This window comes from Stenotrophomonas sp. 63632_Sma (assembly GCF_056482875.1).
In genome coordinates this window covers 3,099,096-3,117,598 of the sequence record NZ_CM151220.1, presented here as the reverse complement: position 1 = coordinate 3,117,598, position 18,503 = coordinate 3,099,096, and the positions used below count along the sequence as shown (strand labels likewise).

Annotated in this window: 17 protein-coding genes and 1 pseudogene; 11 read left to right on the top strand and 7 right to left on the bottom strand. The window is 62.2% G+C overall.

Annotated features, from left to right (window positions below; all coding sequences use genetic code 11):
* Positions 1–14: 14 nt before the first annotated feature.
* The 4 genes from ACZK45_RS14505 to ACZK45_RS14490 all read right to left on the bottom strand — a co-directional run bounded on the left by ACZK45_RS14505 (position 15) and on the right by ACZK45_RS14490 (position 5,376).
* Complete coding sequence (locus ACZK45_RS14505; protein WP_038421338.1) at positions 15–362, bottom strand: DMT family transporter; 348 nt, start codon at positions 360–362, stop codon at positions 15–17.
* An 80-nt stretch (positions 363–442) separates the two neighbouring features.
* On the bottom strand, positions 443–3,547 hold the full coding sequence (locus tag ACZK45_RS14500; protein WP_003092293.1) for an efflux RND transporter permease subunit: 3,105 nt from the start codon (positions 3,545–3,547) through the stop codon (positions 443–445).
* Positions 3,548–3,571: 24 nt separating this feature from the next.
* Positions 3,572–4,603 carry an efflux RND transporter periplasmic adaptor subunit gene (locus ACZK45_RS14495; protein ID WP_225984323.1) on the bottom strand — a complete coding sequence of 344 codons (1,032 nt, stop codon included), beginning with the start codon at positions 4,601–4,603 and terminating at the stop codon, positions 3,572–3,574.
* Between the two features lie 131 nt (positions 4,604–4,734).
* Positions 4,735–5,376: a TetR/AcrR family transcriptional regulator gene (locus tag ACZK45_RS14490; protein WP_023093369.1), complete on the bottom strand. Its 642-nt coding sequence runs from the start codon at positions 5,374–5,376 to the stop codon at positions 4,735–4,737.
* 100 nt (positions 5,377–5,476) lie between these two features.
* Between ACZK45_RS14490 and ACZK45_RS14485 the strand changes: the two genes are divergently transcribed.
* From ACZK45_RS14485 to ACZK45_RS14470, 4 genes are all read left to right on the top strand, one after another.
* A complete protein-coding gene (locus tag ACZK45_RS14485) occupies positions 5,477–6,880 on the top strand; it encodes an efflux transporter outer membrane subunit (protein ID WP_000078291.1) in 1,404 nt (467 codons plus the stop codon).
* A 93-nt stretch (positions 6,881–6,973) separates the two neighbouring features.
* Positions 6,974–7,879, top strand: coding sequence for a LysR family transcriptional regulator (locus ACZK45_RS14480; RefSeq protein ID WP_000405670.1), 906 nt, complete (start codon positions 6,974–6,976; stop codon positions 7,877–7,879).
* A 32-nt stretch (positions 7,880–7,911) separates the two neighbouring features.
* Positions 7,912–8,175 (top strand): EexN family lipoprotein, encoded by a 264-nt coding sequence (locus ACZK45_RS14475; protein WP_000717310.1) that lies wholly within the window; start codon positions 7,912–7,914, stop codon positions 8,173–8,175.
* 58 nt (positions 8,176–8,233) lie between these two features.
* A complete protein-coding gene (locus ACZK45_RS14470; protein WP_000539741.1) occupies positions 8,234–8,551 on the top strand; it encodes a DMT family transporter in 318 nt (105 codons plus the stop codon).
* 228 nt (positions 8,552–8,779) lie between these two features.
* On the opposite strand, the pseudogene ACZK45_RS14465 reads toward ACZK45_RS14470, so the two are convergent.
* The 3 genes and pseudogenes from ACZK45_RS14465 to ACZK45_RS14455 all read right to left on the bottom strand — a co-directional run.
* Positions 8,780–8,959: pseudogene (locus ACZK45_RS14465) on the bottom strand (integrase core domain-containing protein); the annotation flags it as partial.
* A 101-nt stretch (positions 8,960–9,060) separates the two neighbouring features.
* Positions 9,061–9,591: an SRPBCC family protein gene (locus ACZK45_RS14460; protein WP_000043569.1), complete on the bottom strand. Its 531-nt coding sequence runs from the start codon at positions 9,589–9,591 to the stop codon at positions 9,061–9,063.
* 281 nt (positions 9,592–9,872) lie between these two features.
* Positions 9,873–10,778: a LysR family transcriptional regulator gene (locus ACZK45_RS14455; protein ID WP_023093368.1), complete on the bottom strand. Its 906-nt coding sequence runs from the start codon at positions 10,776–10,778 to the stop codon at positions 9,873–9,875.
* 305 nt (positions 10,779–11,083) lie between these two features.
* On the opposite strand from ACZK45_RS14455, the gene ACZK45_RS14450 reads away from it, so the two are divergent.
* Genes ACZK45_RS14450 through trbJ form a run of 7 tightly spaced genes read left to right on the top strand, consistent with a single transcriptional unit; the run spans position 11,084 to position 18,473 of the window.
* Positions 11,084–13,081: a conjugal transfer protein TraG gene (locus ACZK45_RS14450; protein WP_001163195.1), complete on the top strand. Its 1,998-nt coding sequence runs from the start codon at positions 11,084–11,086 to the stop codon at positions 13,079–13,081.
* Positions 13,078–13,554 carry a ribbon-helix-helix protein, CopG family gene (locus ACZK45_RS14445; RefSeq protein WP_000085131.1) on the top strand — a complete coding sequence of 159 codons (477 nt, stop codon included), beginning with the start codon at positions 13,078–13,080 and terminating at the stop codon, positions 13,552–13,554. Before ACZK45_RS14450 ends, ACZK45_RS14445 begins: the two co-directional genes overlap by 4 nt.
* Positions 13,551–14,621 (top strand): P-type conjugative transfer ATPase TrbB, encoded by a 1,071-nt coding sequence (gene trbB / locus ACZK45_RS14440; protein ID WP_023093367.1) that lies wholly within the window; start codon positions 13,551–13,553, stop codon positions 14,619–14,621. The genes ACZK45_RS14445 and trbB overlap by 4 nt, the downstream gene beginning before the upstream one ends.
* On the top strand, positions 14,618–15,004 hold the full coding sequence (locus ACZK45_RS14435) for a TrbC/VirB2 family type IV secretion system protein (protein ID WP_000150010.1): 387 nt from the start codon (positions 14,618–14,620) through the stop codon (positions 15,002–15,004). The genes trbB and ACZK45_RS14435 overlap by 4 nt, the downstream gene beginning before the upstream one ends.
* Positions 15,001–15,270, top strand: coding sequence for a VirB3 family type IV secretion system protein (locus ACZK45_RS14430; protein ID WP_003092280.1), 270 nt, complete (start codon positions 15,001–15,003; stop codon positions 15,268–15,270). The genes ACZK45_RS14435 and ACZK45_RS14430 overlap by 4 nt, the downstream gene beginning before the upstream one ends.
* Positions 15,271–15,282: 12 nt before the next feature.
* On the top strand, positions 15,283–17,733 hold the full coding sequence (trbE, locus tag ACZK45_RS14425; protein WP_000933135.1) for a conjugal transfer protein TrbE: 2,451 nt from the start codon (positions 15,283–15,285) through the stop codon (positions 17,731–17,733).
* A complete protein-coding gene (gene trbJ, locus ACZK45_RS14420) occupies positions 17,730–18,473 on the top strand; it encodes a P-type conjugative transfer protein TrbJ (protein ID WP_003092277.1) in 744 nt (247 codons plus the stop codon). Before trbE ends, trbJ begins: the two co-directional genes overlap by 4 nt.
* The last annotated feature ends 30 nt before the right edge of the window (positions 18,474–18,503 follow it).

The following is an 18,503-nucleotide window of genomic DNA, read 5'->3' as shown; positions in this document are numbered from 1 at the left end:
ATGGGTCTCCTTGATCAAACGAAACTAAGACAGGCAATGCCTGCTGCGATGAGGGCGGTGCCAGACCAGCGCGTTACCGATGCGACATCGCCTAGTAGGAGGGCGCCGACGCCCAAGTTTCCAAGTAGCCCGATTCCTGCCCAGGCTGCAGAGGCCGCGCTGATCGGAATCCGCTTGAGCGCGAACCACAAAAGTGCGCCGCTGGCCGCCATGCACGTCACTGCCACACAGAGGCCGACCCAGCGCATCGGACCGCCCGCCGTGATGGCCCGCAGGCCCAGTGGATAGCCCGCTCCTAGAACCCCTGCGGCAATGACAATCGACCAGGATTTCCAGATCAGCGGATGGGTGCTGAATCGCATAAGCCTAGCGAGACATACGCATGAAGCGTGGGTGCATACGAATTCTGAGAATGCGCAGCACGCGGCGGCTCGCAAGAGACTCATGAGCGATCTCCATGCGCGGTGGCGACACTCAGGTTCCACGGCCCAATTCGCTTGATTCCAAACAGGACTTCGTAAAGCAGCGGAATCAAGCCCAACGTCACCAGCGTTCCGAGTGCCAGCCCACCGATCATCGCGATCGCCATCCCTTTCCATAATGGTCCGGAGAAGAGCATGAGTGGCACCAGTCCCGAAATGCAGGTGACCTTGGTCATCACGATTGGACGAAGCCGTTGTATCGCGGCCCCAACCAAGGCTTCATGGCGTGGCAGGCCTTCCGCTAGCCCCTGGTCGATGCGTTCCAGCAAGAGCACGGCGTTGTTGACAATGATCCCGAACAGGGCCAGTACGCCGAAGGTCGCCATGAAGCTGAAAGGTGTGCCGGTCAGCTTCAGAGCCAATACCACGCCGATAAGCGTGAAAGGGATCGTCGCGAGGATCACACCGAGCTTGCGGAAAGAATTGAACTGCCATACGAACAGCATCAGCATCGCCAGAAATGCGAGGGGCATGTAGGTCGACAGCGCGGCGTTCGATTCGGCGGCTTCCTCGATCTCGCCGCCAAGTTCAACCGAGTAGCCCGCGGGCAGGTCCAGGGCAGCGACGCTAGGCGCCAGGCGGTTGATGATCTCCTGGGCGGTGTAAGAGGTGTTCTGTCCTTGCACGGTGATCGTGCGGATGAGATTGCGCCGTTGGATGACCGAGGGCTCGCTCGCGAGCGATACGTCTGCGACCTGAGCCAGCGTCACCGCTGGACCGCCGTTGGTGGGATAGATGAGCGTCGCGCCTACGTCTGCCGTGCTGCGACGCTCGCTTACGATACTGCGCAGGACGATCGGGACGGAGGTGTCACCGTCGCGAATAACCGAGATCGATCTGCCGCTGTAGCGGACATCCAGCCCGCCAGCGATGTCTTCAGTCGTCACGCCCGCCCGACGCGCGCGGTCCTGGTCGACCCGTACGTCGATGCGGCCAACGCGCGTATCCCAATCGTTCTTGACGTTGATGGTGCCGGGCAGCTTGCGCAGCGCTGCTTCGATTTTGGACGCGGCCCCCAACAATACCTCCTCATCCGGACCGCTGACGCGATAAATGGCAGTCCCTGACTCGGTCGCACCGAGCGAGAAACGCTTGGGCTCGGCGCGCACGTCGCCATGTGCTTGCGCAAAGTAGCTGCGGGTGCGGGCGAGGACGGCGTCGATGTCGCTCTTCGGCTTCAATGTGACAACGAAGTACGCGATGTTCGATGCCGGCAGTGGTGGATTCAGGCTAAGGATGAAGCGCGGGCCACCATCGGCGACGTAGCCGATGTGATCGGAGACTTCTGGATTGATGTTCGTGTCGCCCAGCCAACCACTGATCTGCTTCACGCGGGCGAGCGTTTCGCGCGAGTCGGTACCGGGGGCGAGCTGCACCGGAATCTGGAACTGAAGCCGGTCGGACTTGGGCATGAAATCGTACGGCAGGGTGGTGAAGCCATACAGCGCAATGGCAAGCGCCGCGATCATCGACGCTACATAGACCGCCTTATGGTGGAGCACCCACTCCAGTACGCGCCGGTAGCCACGGTAGAAGCGGGTGTCATAGGCGTCGCCCTGCTCCTGCTTGTGATGGGGTTTGGCGAAGTGGTAGCACAATAGGGGCGTGACAGTCAGGCACAGCAGCCACGAAGCGAACAACGTCAGTGCCAGCACGACCACGAGATTGTGCAGATACTCGCTCGTGGCGTTCTGGCCAAAAAAGAACGGCGAGAACACGATCACGATCACGAGCGAGGACGTGAGCAGCGGAATGGCGAGCGTGCGGCCCGCCTCGAGGCAGGCATGCTTACGATCTTCGCCACCGGCCAGGCGGCGTTCGATGTCTTCGGCAATCACAATGCCGTTGTCCACCAACAAGCCGAGCGCAATGATGATGGCGCCCATCGAGACGTTCTGAAGCTCGATGTTCATCGCGCGCATGACGATGAGTGCACTGAGGATCGTCAACGGCACGATCATGCCCACGATGATCCCGGTGCGCCAACCGAGAAATAGCACGACGACACCGAGGACGACGATGATCGTCTCCATCATGACGTGGTTCATTTTGCCCATCTCGTGCTTGACGACATCGGCCTGGAAAGTGACGTATGACAGATCGAAACCCGCCGGCAGCAGCTTCTCCTGGTCTGCAACCCGTGCTTTGAGCGCTTTTCCGAACTGCTCCACGTTCTGACCGGAGGCCATCGAAACCGCCATGACGACAGCGGGCTGGCCTTTGTAGATGGCAGCAGATTCCGGCGGATCGGCTGGCCGCACACTCACCTGCGCCAGTTCACCCAATGCGATCGTCGGCACGGGCGCCGTACTACTTTGCGGTCGTGGCAGCGCGATCGGCATTGCTCGCAGGGAGGGAGCGTCACGCACTTCGCCACTGACCGCCAAGGTTGCATTGATGCCGCCGACAACAATTTGTCCACCCGAAGCGACGACGTTCTGTTTGACGAGTTGGTCGATCACCCCCTGTGGTGTCAGCTCCAATCGCGCGAGCCTAGGCCGATCGAATTCGAGATAGACGCGCTCTTCCTGCAGGCCGTAGAAAGTGATGCGCTCAATACCAGGCACGGTGTACAGGCGGTCGCGCATCTGCTTGAGCGCGACGCGCATCTCGCTCATGGAGTAACCTGGTGCAGTGACCGCAATCGAGGCAACCGCGACGCGGCCGAAGTCTTCGTCGACGAAAGGCCCCATCGTGCTCTGTGGTAAGGCATCCTTCGAATCGGCGACCTTGGCCCGGACGCGCTGCCAGATCGGTGCCAAGTCGGTGTAGCGGTCCCAGATCGTGACCTGGATCATGGCGCTGCCTGCGCGCACGGTGCTCGTCACGCGCTTGACCTCTGCCAGTTCGCGCAAGCGCTCCTCGATCGGCCGGGCAATGAGTTGCTCAACGCGTTCGGCGGGCAGCCCCGGGTTCAACGCCGTGACCATCGCATCGCGGACCGTGACAGTCGGCTCCTCCTGAGAAGGAAAATTCAGGAAGGTCGCGATGCCGGCGACGAAAATGATGAGCGCTACAAAGTAGGTAAGTCGACTGGCGCGCAGCGCCATCTCGGTGATCTTCATGATGAAGTAACCTGGTGGATCGCGTTAGCGCTTGGTCAATTGAGTGGTGGCTTCCAGTGGTGTCACTGGCTGTCCATCGGTGAGCCATCCTCCTCCGGCGGCAACCACCGTCTCGCCGGGCTTGAGTCCAGCGAGGACGCGCGCGCTGTCTCCTTCCTGTACCGGCGTGAAGCGCACCGCGCGACGGTGCACCTTCTTATCTTCAGGGGTGTAGACGAAGACGGAAGCCTCGCCCGGCTTCGTGCCGAGCACCAGCGAGGCATAAGGTATGGATACAGTCTCGGGCCGAGAGGTCTTGGAGGTTGCCGCAGGTGCGTCGAGCACGACCTGTACGGGAATACCTGGCCGAAGTGCGCGCGCTTGCGCGTTATCTTCAGGCACTAGCACCACGGGTAGGAGCGAGCCATTTTCGGCGCGCAGACCGACACGACGTACCACCGCTCGGATTGGTTGTTCGGCTCCGCTCCAGCTCAGTTCTGCGCGTTGGCCGACATCTATGTGAGGTGCCTGTGTAGTAGACGCGTTCGCGATGATCTCAGTGCCACTGCGCACGCCGTCGACCTGAAATACCGGCGCACCAGCAGCAATGTCGGTGAACGCCAAAGCCAGCTTTTCCGCCACGACACCATCGAAAGGAGCGACGATCATCGTGCCACGTTGTGCTCGTTCGGCCAGGCCAAGCGCCGCCTTGGCAGTGCGCGCTTGACCCTCTGCGACCGCTAGCTGCGCCTTCGCGCTCTCGAACGCAGCAGGGGAGATGACTTCGCTTTCGAGCAACCGGCGCTGTTGATCTGTCTGTACACGTCGATCCATCAGGCCGGCTTCGGCGGCCGCCAGGGATGCTTGCGCTTGTGTCACGCGAAGCCGGTCAGGTTGCGCATCAAGTTCTGCCAGGACTTGGCCGCGGGAGAACCGTTCACCCACGTCGACGTTCAACTTGGCGATCCGTCCTCCTGTTTCAAATCCTAGGATGCTGCGCTCGGTTGCTCGCGCCGAGCCAGTCAATTCGATGCGAGAGCTATGCGGGAGATCCGACTGCGCGGCGGCGAGCTTCACTGCGCGCGGAGGCTCGGATACGGTGGATTGCGAGTTTCCGCACCCTGAGAGCAGAGTCGAAATGGATAGTGTGCAAGCAACCGCCAAGGAGCGCGGTGCGCACGCGGTCATGACACCGCTACGGACGCGACTCATGTGCGTCCTTTTGCCGGGACAAGTTCGAGATGGCCCGAGGCGAGATCCTGGAGCGCCCGAAAGAAATGCCGCCGCTCTGCGGGTGCGAGTATTGGCAAACCCAGAAGATCGGCGAACAGGGCGCCATCCAATGCCAGCATGATGAGTGCCGCGGTCTCGGTGCCACGCGGGGATCGACGCACGCGTTCGTACTGCACGCGGTACCACTCGCGCAGTGGGTCGAGAAGTGTTGGATCTTCCGCAGCTGCCGCGAGCAGCGCTGCGCCCATCTTCTGCATCTCGTCGTCGGGCATCGCTTCCACCTGGCTCGACAGCCAGGGGTCCGGATCTCCGGCAAACCTGCGCTCGTGATTGGCTTGTACCGCGTCGAACGCCCGGATCATCTCGTCGATCAGTGTCACGAACAAATCGCGTTTGGTCTTGAAGTGATAGAGAAACGCCCCTTTGCTCAACCCGGCCCGCACAACGACGGCGTCCAGTGTCAAGCGACTGGCACCTTCCTCCAGCACCAGTTCGCGGGCGGCCTGCAGGATGCGGTCGCGAGTTCGCTGGGCTCCTTGCTGGAGGCCGGGCTGCGCATCGGCGCTGCTATGGGCAGTGGACGGGGGGGGCAACTTTGTTTTCGCGCGGGGCGGCATGGTCGTGCTCCAAAAAAGCTTGAGTCATATACAGTCCAGACGGTATAGTAGAAGCCATACAACAGTCCGTCAAGACTTTTTCGGAACGCAAGGAGCTGCCATGTCTCAAATTCTTGAACGCTATCGCCTCATTGCCATGATTTCTCCGCTACTGCTTCTTGCGGCCTGCAGCCATGCCCCGCACTCTGCCGATCCACCTCGCCTGGATGTACCGGCCCATTTCTCAAATGAAGAGGGAGGTGAAGGCATCTTGGACAAATCGTCCCGCCGTACTCTTCCCGTCGATTGGTGGACGGCCTACGGCGATCCGCACCTCAATGCCTTGGTCCGGGCGGCGCTGGAGCGCAATACCGAACTGACGATTGCGCGAGCGCGCGTGGACGAGGCATCGGCCGCCACGCGGCGAGCACGGGCCTCCCTGCTCCCCTCGTTGTCCGCGGGCACGCAGGCAACTCGAGGACGCGACTATTCAGAGAACGTTGCAATCGGCAATGATGGCCGCGCCACGTTGTCCGCATCGTGGGAGGCAGACCTGTCGGGACGGCTTTCGCAGGCAGCAGAAGGTGCGCGCCTGGATGCGGTGGCAGCCGAACAAGCGTGGGTTGCCACGCGGTGGCAGGTCGCGTTTGAAACAGTGTCGGCGGCTGTGCAGCAGCGCCAAGCCAGTGAGCTCGAAGCGCTAGCCGCGGCGCGGCTGGCATCCGCAGAACGACTCGTCTTGCTGATGCAACGGAAGTTCGAGGCCGGACAAGCTACCGGCTTCGACATCGAGCGTACCCGCGCCGGCGTCGTCGCACTGCGCGTGGAGCAAGAGCAACTGCGGCGTGCGCGCGGCGAGGCGACGCATGCACTCGATGTACTAGTGGGACAAACGCCCGGAGCGCCTGCAGCTTCCCCAACTCTTGCGTCGCTCGCCGTCCCGGACTGGACACCGACACGCATACCTGCGGACCTGCTGAGTGAGCGGCCCGACGTGCGCGCCGCCGAAGCGAAGTTCGCCGCCGAAACCGCGCGCTGGAACGCAGCCGAAGGCGAACGCTTCCCCAGGCTGGTGTTGGACCTGAGCGGCGGACGGCAGCGCGTAGAGAGTGTGGGAACCCGCATCACTGGAAACATTTTTTCACTTGGGGCCGGGGTGTCGTTGCCGATCTTCGATGGTGGCGCGATCCGTGCCGGCATCGAGACCGGAGAGGCGCGCAGCCGAGCTGCCCGTGCGGAGTTCGAGCGCACTTTGTTGAGTGCTTTGCAGGACGTAGAGAACGCATATCTCGGTTGGCATACGCAGCACGCAGCACTGGAGCATCAGGCCGAGGGTGTCGCAGTCGCGGAGCGTCAGCTCGATCGCAGCCGACGTCTGTTCGAGGCGGGACAAGTGGACGCCACGGTGGTGGCCGAGGCTGAGGCCGGGGTGCTGTCAGCGCAGGCTTCGCTGATCCGCACGCGGGCCGAGACAGCCATGCAATGGGGCGTCCTGGCAAAAGCATTATCCGGCTCTCCTGTTTGATCGCAGAAACATGCTGGAGCAGCTTGCGAAGGCTAGCTAAATAGCGTGACGCAAGGCGAAGGTGGTGAGGCCTGAGTGATGAGGAATGCGAACATGGAAATTCGACACCTGCGTTACTTTCTGGCGGTGGCAGAGGAGCTGCACTTTGCCCGAGCCGCAGAGCGCCTCCACATAGAGACATCGCCGCTGTCGCGCGCCATCAAGGAACTTGAGGAAGAGTTGGGCGTAGCGCTATTTGCGAGAACCACTCGGAGCACCCGCTTGACTCGTGCGGGCAGGCTCTTCTTTGAGAGCGTGCCGCGTGTCTTCGCAGCTTTGCAGCAGGCGCGCGACAGTGTGAACGCCGCAGCCAATGGCTTTCATTGCCAGCTCCGTATTGCATTGTCTGATGGAATCACGCCATCGCGCCTGCCTGCGTTGTTGGCGCTCTGCCGGCAGGAAGAGCCGGAAGTGGAAGTTCGCTTCTTCGAGGTGCCTTTGGCACAGCAAATCAAGGGATTGTGTGGCGAACTGTACGATCTCGGCTTCGCTCAATCGGATGAAGTCGGCGAAGGCATCATCGCCGTGCCGGTGTGGAGTGACCCTCTGATGGTAGCTGTGCCCGCACGGCACCCCTTGCTATCCCACAAACAGATTCCCCTAGAAGAGCTGTTGCGGTATCCGCTGGTGCTCTGCGACGCGGTGGCGTGTGAGGGCCATGCTCGGCAAGTTGAACGGGTGCTACGTCGCGTGGACATAGAGCCACTGATTGCCGAACGCGTGACTTCCAGCGATCTAATGATGGTCCTGGTTTCGGCGGGACTTGCACTAGGCCTCACAGGAGGCGCGCATATCACAGCCAGCAGGGAACAGGGGGTGGTCGCACGGCCGCTGACTGGACGTTCGCCAATGCTCACGACCTATCTACTACGGCCGGCCAGCGAGCCGTCAGAAATGCTGACTCGCTTCATGGAACGCGTTCATTCGATCAAATCTCCAGATGCCAAAGGTCGGCGGTAAACCATCACACAATCTCCCAAAGAAAATTAACCATGAAGAAGATTGCTCTCATATTGCTTTCCTCGACATTGGCAGCCTGCAGCCCATCTGGGAAACCAGATAAAGCCAACCTTCCGACAGTCGATGAATTAGCGCTCAATCCTGAGCGTCTGAAAGAGTTGCGCAAGCAATGCAAGTTGGATCGACCAATGCTGGGCGACCAACTATGTAACCGGGTTGCCGAGGCTACGCGAAAGCGCTTTTACGAAGATGGCGATGTGCCCCACACCACGCCTAAAGAGCCGCCGAAGTTCTAAGCTGGTGGTCATGCCGGAGTATGTATGCCGGATATGAAAAATTTGAAGGAGAATCGCAATGGGTTGGATCTATCTTGTTTTGGCTGGATTGTTTGAAATCGGATGGCCGGTCGGGCTGAAAATGGCGCAAGAGCCAACATCGCGTTGGAGTGGGGTCGCAGTAGCCGTCTCTTTCATGACAATTAGCGGCGCCTTCCTATGGCTTGCTCAGCGTCAGATACCGATTGGGACTGCTTATGCGGTGTGGACGGGTATCGGAGCGGCGGGAACTTTCTTAGTCGGAATTCATTTCTATGGCGACCCAACCTCCCTGATGCGATACCTTGGCGTGGCGTTGATCATCCTGGGCGTTATCACGCTCAAGTTATCGAGTTGATCGCTAGCTCCATTGGTAGCGTAGTCGCTAGGCGACCCAGCTCCCAGAGTGGATCGGGCGCTGGGAACTCGTACGGTCACCTCCTCTCTCTAGTCGCTATGTGACGAGCTTGCCGGCGCCTCGGGAGAGTTCGAGCCAGTGCGCGTAAGGCGGTGGGAGCACCCATTCCGGGTGGCTCCACCTTCAGTGCCTGCGCCAAGGTGACCTGAGTACGAACTTTGTAGCCAGTCAGGCAGTGAGTTCGGAGGGGATGCTATCGGATTGGATCCAGTTGCGCCGGATCGTCGCCGGCGGTTTGTAAGCATGCGCGCTATGCGGCCGCTGCTCGTTGTAGAACTGTCGCCAACGTTCGATCAGCACCTTCGCTTCGGTCCGACTGCGGAACCATTCGCGGTTGAGCAGTTCGTCGCCCATCGTTGCCTGCGAAGTCAGGACCAGCAGAATCCTGAGGGGAGTTCTCATCATGGTTTTCTCCGTTCAGACGCTTGGGATCAAGCGGCCGGAGACCACTACGCCTGCTTGGCTTTGCGCGCTGCCTCGACCAAGCTGTCGAGCCAGTCCTGATGGCCGTTGATCATCGGGTTGGGTTTGGCGTTGTGCAGCTCCTCGGCCGGTTTGCCCTTCTGAGTTTCCTGCGTGAGGATGCGCACGCGCCTGCCGTCCAGGTTCTCAACCAGCCAGGCGTGATGCACATCCAGGCGCGTATCTGTGCCTTCCTCGCCGGACCAGCCGTGCCAGGCCACGCGGCCGGGTTGCCCATCCGCAGGTGGCACGTATTCGTTGCACTGCCCCTCTACCGGGAAGCCGAAGGTCTCGAAGTAAAACCGATCGCCGTCGGCCAGTACCGGGCCTTTGCCGTCATGAAAGCACACGTTAGCCGAGTTGGCGTAGTAGCTTGGCCACAGCGATGGTGTGACGAGTAGAGGCCATACGTCGGCCGCGCTCAAGCCGGCGGCGATGATCTCATTGGAGGCGAAATTCTCAGTAAAGCCCGGCGTGTAGCCTTCGGGCCAGAGGATGGCGTTCTGTTGCTTGCTCATATCGAAGCTCCTTCACAAAATGTCGATGACGCAACAGGGGTGGCTGCGTCATTCAAGTGGTCATGGAGCAAATCATGAGCCTCCATCTGCAATAAGTGAAATCCTAAGTTTCTATTTTTGATATCATAAAATATGATATCAAGGCCTAGGTTCTGCCATCCACCGACTAGGCTATCTCGCAGCGGCGCTACGAAAGGGCGCGTCTCCAATTGAGCCGACTGATTGCTTATTTGTAGTGCGAGGTAGAGTTGTGCTGAGCATGACGATAGGAGCGATCTTGCCTACTTGTTGTTAGCACAGGAAGTGAACAGCAGTGCTCGTATCCAGCGATGTGCTGGATCGTGATGGGTGCGTTCGTGCCAAGCAGCCGTCTTGGTGAACCCCGGTATCTTCACCGGCGGCAGGGAGATAGCCAGCTTGTCCATACCGGCGACCAAGCGGCTCGGCAAGATCGCAACCATGTCACTGGCACGCAGGATGTCTGGCAAGATCAGAAAGCTCTTGACCGACAGTGTGACGCTGCGTCGTTTGCCCAACTGTTCTAGCGCATCGTCGGTGACGCCGCGGAAACCTCCACCATCGTAGGAAACAAGCGCATGGTCGAGAGCACAGAACTGTTTAACGGTCAGCTTGCGCCCCATAGCCGCAGGATGGTCTTCCCGCAGGACACACACATAGTGTTCCTTGAACAGCTCTCGGGCATGCAGATTTGGCGGAGTGATCTCTGGCGTCAGGAGGGCTAAATCGATCTGACCGCGCTCAAGCTGGTTCTGTAGCTGCCCGCTCTCGACTGGCACTAATGAGACTCGTACACGCGGTGCGTGCCGTTTAAGTGCCGATAGAAATGGGACAGCAACGGCACGCAGCGCATAGTCCGTCGCGGCGATGGAGAAGGTCAGTTGTGCGGTGGCCGGATTGAAGGAAGGTGGCTGGAGCAGCGCGTCGATTTCGGCGAGCACCTGCTTGACAGGCATCCCTAGATCCAGCGCCCGCTGCGTTGGAACGATACCCCGCTGCGAGCGCGCGAAAAGCGGGTCACCGAAGCTCTCGCGCAACCGCGTCAGCATGCCACTCAAGGCCGGCTGGGTTAGTCCCAGACGGGCCGCCGCCCGTGTCACATTGCGTTCGTCTAACAATGCGTCCAGCGCCTTGAGCAAGTTGAGATCCATACTCTTGATATTTTTCATTTTTATTCCAATCTTAAATATCATCGTTTTTCATGATATCTAAATATTGCCTATGAGTGGAAGCAAGGCCCATTGACGGCTTTTTTTGGGTAACTTGCTTGGAACTCTGTATGCGCCGCAGTGCGCTTTCGCTTGCGGCGCTTTTCTTTGACTCGCCACCGCGCTCATTCTTTCTTTTCCCTCGACCATTGTGCTGCGAACGGTCTTTGACCGGCACTAGCCCAGAACCGATCCTGACGCCTGCGACACCCCCTGTGCAACGCTTTCAATGAGACACCAGCGCAGGAGAAATCGGAGGACAGGTCATGCAAGGGACGAACGTTCTGTTCGGCCAGATCGCTGTGGTAATCGGCATCGTGATCGCCGGCGTCTGGGGCGCCACACAATGGACAGCAGCGACCCTTGGCTATCAAGTACGCCTCGGATCGCCCTGGTTCGATCTTCTAGGTGTACCGGTTTATCACCCGTGGCGCTTGTTCGAATGGTGGTTCTTCTTTGATGCCTACGCGCCGCACGTCTTCGACACAGGCGGTGCGATTGCGGGTGGTAGCGGTTTGTTCGCTTTACTCGTCGCCATCGCCATGTCGGTATGGCGTTCTCGGCAGTCGCGGCTGGTTACGACTTATGGTTCGGCACGCTGGGCCGATGCCGTCGACATCCGCAAAGCTGGACTGACCCTCCCGGCGGGCGTCTTCCTCGGCCAACACGACGACCAATACCTCCGACATGAGGGGCCGGAACATGTCCTGAGCTTCGCACCCACGCGCTCGGGCAAGGGCGTGGGCTTGGTGGTGCCTACGTTGCTTTCGTGGCCGGCGTCCGCCGTCATTCACGACATTAAGGGAGAGAACTGGAAGATCACGGCGGGCTGGCGTTCGCGCTTTTCGCACTGCCTGCTTTTCAACCCCACCGATAGGCAGTCGGCCGCCTACAACCCGCTGCTTGAAGTCCGGCGCGGCGCACATGAAGTGCGCGACGTGCAGAACATCGCCGACATTCTGGTTGACCCTGAAGGTGCGTTAGAGAAGCGCAATCATTGGGAGAAGACCAGCCACGCGCTACTGGTCGGTGCAATCTTGCATGTTCTGTACGCAGGCGAGGACAAGACGCTGCGCGGCGTCGCCAACTTCCTCAGCGACCCGGCGTGTCCGTTCGAGCTGACGCTGCACCGGATGATGACGACGAAGCACCTGGGCGATGCGCCTCACCCGGTTGTCGCATCCGCTGCCCGCGAAGTGCTCAACAAGTCGGACAACGAGCGATCGGGCGTGCTCTCCACCGCCATGTCGTTTCTCGGCCTGTACCGCGACCCGACCGTGGCCGAAGTCACATCGCGCTGCGATTGGCGCATCGCCGACCTGATTTCCGCCGAGCACCCGGTATCGCTCTATCTGGTGGTGCCGCCCTCCGACATAAGCCGCACCAAGCCGCTGATCCGGCTCATCTTGAACCAGATCGGGCGGCGGCTGACCGAATCGCTCGACGGCAGCGATGGCATCGCGCGCCGGCACAAGCTGCTGCTGATGCTGGACGAGTTTCCGGCGCTGGGTCGCCTCGATTTTTTCGAGTCCGCGCTTGCCTTCATGGCCGGCTACGGCATCCGCAGCTTTCTCATCGCTCAAAGCCTGAACCAGATCGACAAGGCGTATGGGCAGAACCATTCCATCCTCGACAACTGCCATGTCCGGGTGACTTTCGCCACCAACGACGAAAGGACGGCGAAAAGGATTTCCGAAACCCTCGGCACCGCCACCGAGCTTCGCGCGCAGCGCAACTACGCGGGCCACCGCCTCGCTCCGTGGCTGGGGCACCTGATGGTGTCGCGTCAGGAAACTGCACGTCCGCTGCTGACGCCCGGCGAGGTGATGCAGCTTCCACCTGAGGACGCCGTAGTCATGGTGTCCAGCGTTGCCCCGATCCGCGCGAAGAAGCTGCGTTACTACGTCGACGCCAATTTCAAGGATCGCGTCCTGCCACCGCCCGTGCTCGCAGTCGGGAGGTACGCCGACGCGCCGCCAGCCCGCCCCGACGACTGGAGCGGCTTGGCGATCCCGGCCGTACCTACGGCGCCGACCTCGGTATCCGCCGATGGTCCGGGCGGCACCGATGACGGCGGCCCGCGCCGCCAGCTCGAACTCTCCGAAACCGTCGCCTACGAGCCCGAGTTGGACGCGTGTGCGAACGACCTGGAGCTGCTCGATGACGACGACCTGGCGCTCCCGCTTCCCGGCCAGCTCGACCCGGCCATGCAGCGCACGGCCCGGCTGGCTTCTCTCGACCCCAACGACGGAATCGACCTATGAGCCAATACCGCCTCAATCTTTTCATCCAGCCCGAGCACGCCAAGCGCCTGGATGAACTTGCCGCCAAGAAAGGCGTGTCCAAGTCCTCCATCGTCGCAGCGGCCTTGGCGTCCTGGCTGTCACCCGATGCGGGCGACCAGCGTGAGGCCGCCATTGCCAAGCGGCTGGATCGACTGTCGCGGCAGACCGAACGCATGGAGCGCGACCAGAACATCCAGATCGAAACGCTGGCGCTGTTCATCCGCTATTTCTTGACCATCAGCACGCCGGTGCCAGAAGCCCACAAGGACGCGGCCCGCGCCCAGGGCAAAGCGCGCTTCGAGCAGTTCGTCGAGCAGTTGGGTCGCCACCTGCTGCGTGGCCGCAGTCTGGTGCGCGACGTGGTGGAGGAACTGCACCCCGATCCGATGCGGATGGATGACGCAGCAGCGATGGCGTCCGCCGATGAGCGAGCTGCAGAGCGTGCGTCATGAGTGCCGTTCCGCAGATTCCGCCTGAATCTCGCTCATCCGCCGCGGCGTCCCAGGATCGCCGCATCCAGATGCTGCGCACGGCGATGGGGCCGCTGATCGCCGCTGCGCTCGAAGATCCGGATGTTGTGGAAATCATGCTCAACCCCGATCGCACCCTGTGGGTGGATCGGCTGTCGTCGGGTCGCTCGCCGCTGGGCGTGGAGATGCCCGAGGCCGATGGTGAACGCATCATCCGCCTGGTCGCCGCGCATGTCGGCGCGGAGGTGCATCGCGGCCAGCCGCTCTTGACCGCCGAGTTGCCGGAAACCGGCGAGCGTTTCGAGGGCATCCTGCCTCCGGCCGCCCCGGGGCCAGCCTTCGCGCTACGCAAGCGGGCCGTGAGCATCATCGGCCTGGATCGCTACGTGGCCGACGGCATCCTGACCGCCGGGCAGGCCGAGTTCCTGCGCCGCGCCGTGCGCGAGCGGCAGAACATCCTGATCGCCGGCGGCACCAGCACCGGCAAGACCACGCTGGCGAACGCGCTGCTGGCCGAGATCGCCGCCACAGGCGACCGCGTGCTGGTGCTCGAAGACACCATCGAGCTGCAATGCGCGGCCCGCGACCATGTGCCGCTGCGCACCCGCGCCGGCGTCGTCACAATGACCGAGCTGGTGCGGGCCACGATGCGCCTGCGGCCTGACCGCGTGATCGTCGGCGAAGTGCGTGGCGGCGAAGCCCTGGACTTGGTGAAGGTCTGGGGCACCGGCCACCCCGGCGGCATTGCCACCATCCATGCCGGCTCCGCCTTGGGCGCACTGCTGCGTCTGGAGCAACTGATCCTCGAAGTGGCAGTGAATCCGCCCCGCGCCCTGATCGCCGAGGCGGTCAACGTGGTGATTCACATCGCAGGCCGTGGCCGCAAACGTCACGTCGAAACCATCTCCCGTGTCGTCGGCTTCGACGGTGCGGGCTATCGCCTGACAGATGCGCTGGAAACGCCGTTTCCCGAGCTGCCGCCGGTTCCTCTTGCAGCCGCTGCCGCTGCGCCTTCCTCGACCCCTGACCAACCTGGAGAACTGCCATGACGCACGTTGATGCTTTCCGTCTTTCCGTAAATCCTATTTCTCGCCTGTCCAGCATGGCGCGGCTGCGCCACCTGGCCCGTCCCGCAGGGCAAGGGCTGCTGCTGGCCGCGCTGATGCTGTTGCTGGCGGGCACGGCGCAGGCCGCCGGTTCCTCGATGCCGTGGGAAGGGCCGCTGACCTCCATCCTCGAATCCATCCAAGGGCCAGTCGCCCGGATCGTGGCGGTGATCATCATCATCTCGACGGGGCTTGCGCTGGCGTTCGGTGATACCAGCGGCGGCTTTCGCAAGCTGATCCAGATCGTGTTCGGCCTGTCCATCGCGTTCGCCGCGTCCTCGTTCTTCCTGTCGTTCTTCAGCTTCTCCGGAGGGGCCGTCGTATGAGTAAGGCCACCGATCTTCCGGGCTTTGAAGTGCCGCTGCATCGCTCGCTGACCGAGCCGATCCTGCTGGGCGGTGCGCCGCGCACCGTGGCGATTGCCAACGGCACGCTAGCCGCCGCCGTCGGGCTGGGCCTGCAACTGTGGATTCCCGGCGTGGTGCTCTGGATCGTCGGCCACTCGCTGGCCGTATGGGGTGCGCGCGTCGATCCGCAGTTCATGCAGGTCTTCGCGCGGCATATCAAACACCGCCCGCTTCTGGACGTGTGAGGGGAGGACGCCATGCTGAACCTTGCCGAATATCGTCAGCGCCCGGCCTTGCTTGCCGACTGGCTGCCCTGGGCCGGGCTGGTCGCGCCGGGCGTTGTGCTGAACAAAGATGGTTCGTTTCAACGCACGTTCCAGTTTCGCGGCCCCGACTTGGACAGTGCGACACAGGGCGAGCTGATTGCCACGTCGGCGCGGCAGAACAACGCGCTTCGCCGTACCGGGTCTGGCTGGGCCTTCTATATCGAGGCCGAGCGGATGCGGGCATCGAGCTATCCGCAATCCTCCTTTCCCGAACCACTGTCCTGGCTGGTGGATGAGGAGCGACGCGCGGCGTTCGAGGAGTCGGATGGCCATTTCGAGAGCGTCTATCACTTCACGTTGCAACACCTACCGCCGCAAGAGTCTCGCGCCCGTGCGGCTGGGATGCTGTACGAGAACCGGCCCACTGAGGGTGTGGACTGGCGTGGTCGGCTTGATTCCTTCGTGGCAGAGACCGATCGCGTGTTCGACCTGCTCGATGGTGTGATGCCGGAGATTGCCTGGCTGGACGATAGCCAGACGCTGACCTACCTGCATGCCACAGTCTCCACGCGGCGCTATCGCGTCGGCGTGCCCGACGTGCCGTTCCATATCGACGCACTGCTGGCCGATGCCGCGCTGGTCGGCGGCCTGGCGCCCATGCTGGGCGATCAGCACCTGCGCGTGGTGTCGGTACGAGGCTTCCCGACCTCGACCTGGCCGGGGATCTTGGACGACCTCAACCGCCTGGGCTTTGCGTATCGCTGGAGTACGCGCTTCCTGTGCCTGGACAAAGCCGAGGCGGAACGGGAATTGGGGCGCTTGCGGCGCCAATGGTTCGCCAAGCGCAAGAACGTCATCGCGCTGCTGCGCGAAACGATCTTTCAGCAGGAAAGCCCGCTGGTCGATACCGATGCCAGCAACAAGGCCGCCGACGCCGATGCCGCCTTGCAGGAGCTGGGCAGCGATCAAGTCGCCTTCGGCTACCTCACCGCCACGGTGACGGTGCTCGACGCCGACCCGGCCGTGGCCGACGAGAAGCTGCGCATGGTGGAGCGCGTCATCCAGGGCCGGGGTTTCGTGACCATCCCCGAAACCCTCAACGCAGTCGATGCCTGGCTGTCGTCCGTCCCCGGCAACGCATACGCGAACGTGCGTCAGCCCATCGTTTCGACGCTGAACCTGGCGCACATGATGCCGATGTCAGCGGTATGGGCTGGGCCGGAGAAGAACGAACACCTCGATGGCCCGCCGCTGATCGTCACCCGCACCGATGGCGCGACGCCGTTCCGGCTGGTGACGCACATCGGCGACGTGGGGCACACCCTTGTCGCCGGGCCGACCGGCATGGGCAAGTCGGTGCTGCTCGCCATATTGGCCATGCAGTTCCGGCGCTACTTCGGCTCGCGGATCTTCGCCTTCGACATGGGGCGCTCGATGCGCGCCACCATCCTCGGCCTTGGCGGTGAGCACTACGACCTCGGTGCCGATGGCGGCATCGCCTTCCAGCCACTCGCGCGAATAGCCCACGAGGGCTACCGCACCTGGGCCGCCGAATGGGTGGAGGGCCGGCTGCTGCACGAAGGCGTGACGGTCGGCCCGGACGAGAAGGCTGCCATTTGGTCGGCGCTGCGAAGCCTTGCCGGTGCGCCAGTGGAGCAGCGCACCATGACCGGCTTGTCGGTGTTATTGCAGTCCAACGCGCTGCGCCAAGCGCTCGCGCCCTATGTGTTGGGCGGCGCCCACGGCAAGCTGCTGGACGCTGACCACGACCGGCTGGGCATGGCCGACGTGCAGGGCTTTGAGATGGAAGAACTGATGCACAGCCCCGCCGCCGTGCAAGCAGTGCTGCGCTACCTGTTCGCCCGCTTCGACGAACGTTTTGACGGCGCGCCCACGCTGCTGATCCTCGATGAAGCGTGGCTGTTCCTCGATGAGCCGTCCTTCGCGGCCCGCATCCGGCAATGGCTCAAGACGCTCAGAAAAAAGAACGTCAGCGTCATCTTTGCCACGCAGTCGCTGGCCGACATCAAGGACTCGACCATCGCGCCAGCCATCATCGAAAGCTGCGCGAGCAGGATCTTCTTACCTAACCCGCAGGCCACCGAGCCGCAGATTCGCACGATCTACGAAGGCTTCGGCTTGAACAGCCGCCAGATTGAGATCGTGGCGACCGCACAGCCCAAGCGCGATTACTACTACCAGTCGCGCCTCGGCAATCGCCTGTTCGACCTCGACCTGGGGCCTGTCGCGCTCGCATTCGCGGGCGCATCCACCCCTCAAGACCAACGCGATATTGACCGCGTGCTGACGCAGGCCGGCGCTCCCGGCTTCGCCGGCGCGTGGCTGCGCCATCGCGGCCTCGGCTGGGCCGCCGACCTGCTGCCGTCCGCTCCGGCGGCAGCTTCCTTTCTCGCTTCTCAACCGCTGGAGGTTTCACCATGAAGACCAAGCCCCGTTTGCTCTCTGTCTCACTCGCTGCCGTGCTGTCGGTATCGCTGCTGGCCGTGCAGCCCGCATCCGCGCTGACGGTGTTCGACCCGTCCAACTTCGTGCAGAACACGCTGACCGCCGTGCGCACGCTGGAACAGATCAACAACCAGATCAACCAGCTTCAGAACGAGGCGCAGATGTTGATGAACCAGGCCAGGAACCTGGCAAATCTCGACTTCAACATCGTCAACCGCCTGCGCTCGACGCTCGCCACCACCGAGCGCCTGATCGCCGAGGCGCGCGGCTTGGCCTACGACGTGCAGAGCATGGATGCCACGTTCGCCCGCCTGTACCCGGAACAGTACGCCGCCACCATCAGCGGCGACCGCATGGCACAGGACGCCCGCGAACGCTGGCAGAACACCTTGAACGGCTTGCACACCGCGATGCGGATGCAGGCGCAGGTGTCGCAGAACCTCGCCCAAGACGAAAGCGCGCTGGCCGATCTCGTGAGCCAGAGCCAGTCGGCCACCGGCGCGCTGCAAGCGATGCAGGCGACGAACCAGCTCCTGGCTTTGCAGGCCAAGCAGTCGATCCAGGCGCAGCAGCTCCAGATCACGCAAGACCGGGCCGCTTCACTGGAACTGGCGCGGCAAGCGGCGGCTATGGAGCGCGCCCGCGAAGTGCGGCGGCGCTTTCTGGGCACCGGCACGCCGTACACGCCGCAGTCCGTCAACTTCTATAACAACTGACCGGAGGCGGCCATGCGATGCGCTTCCGTC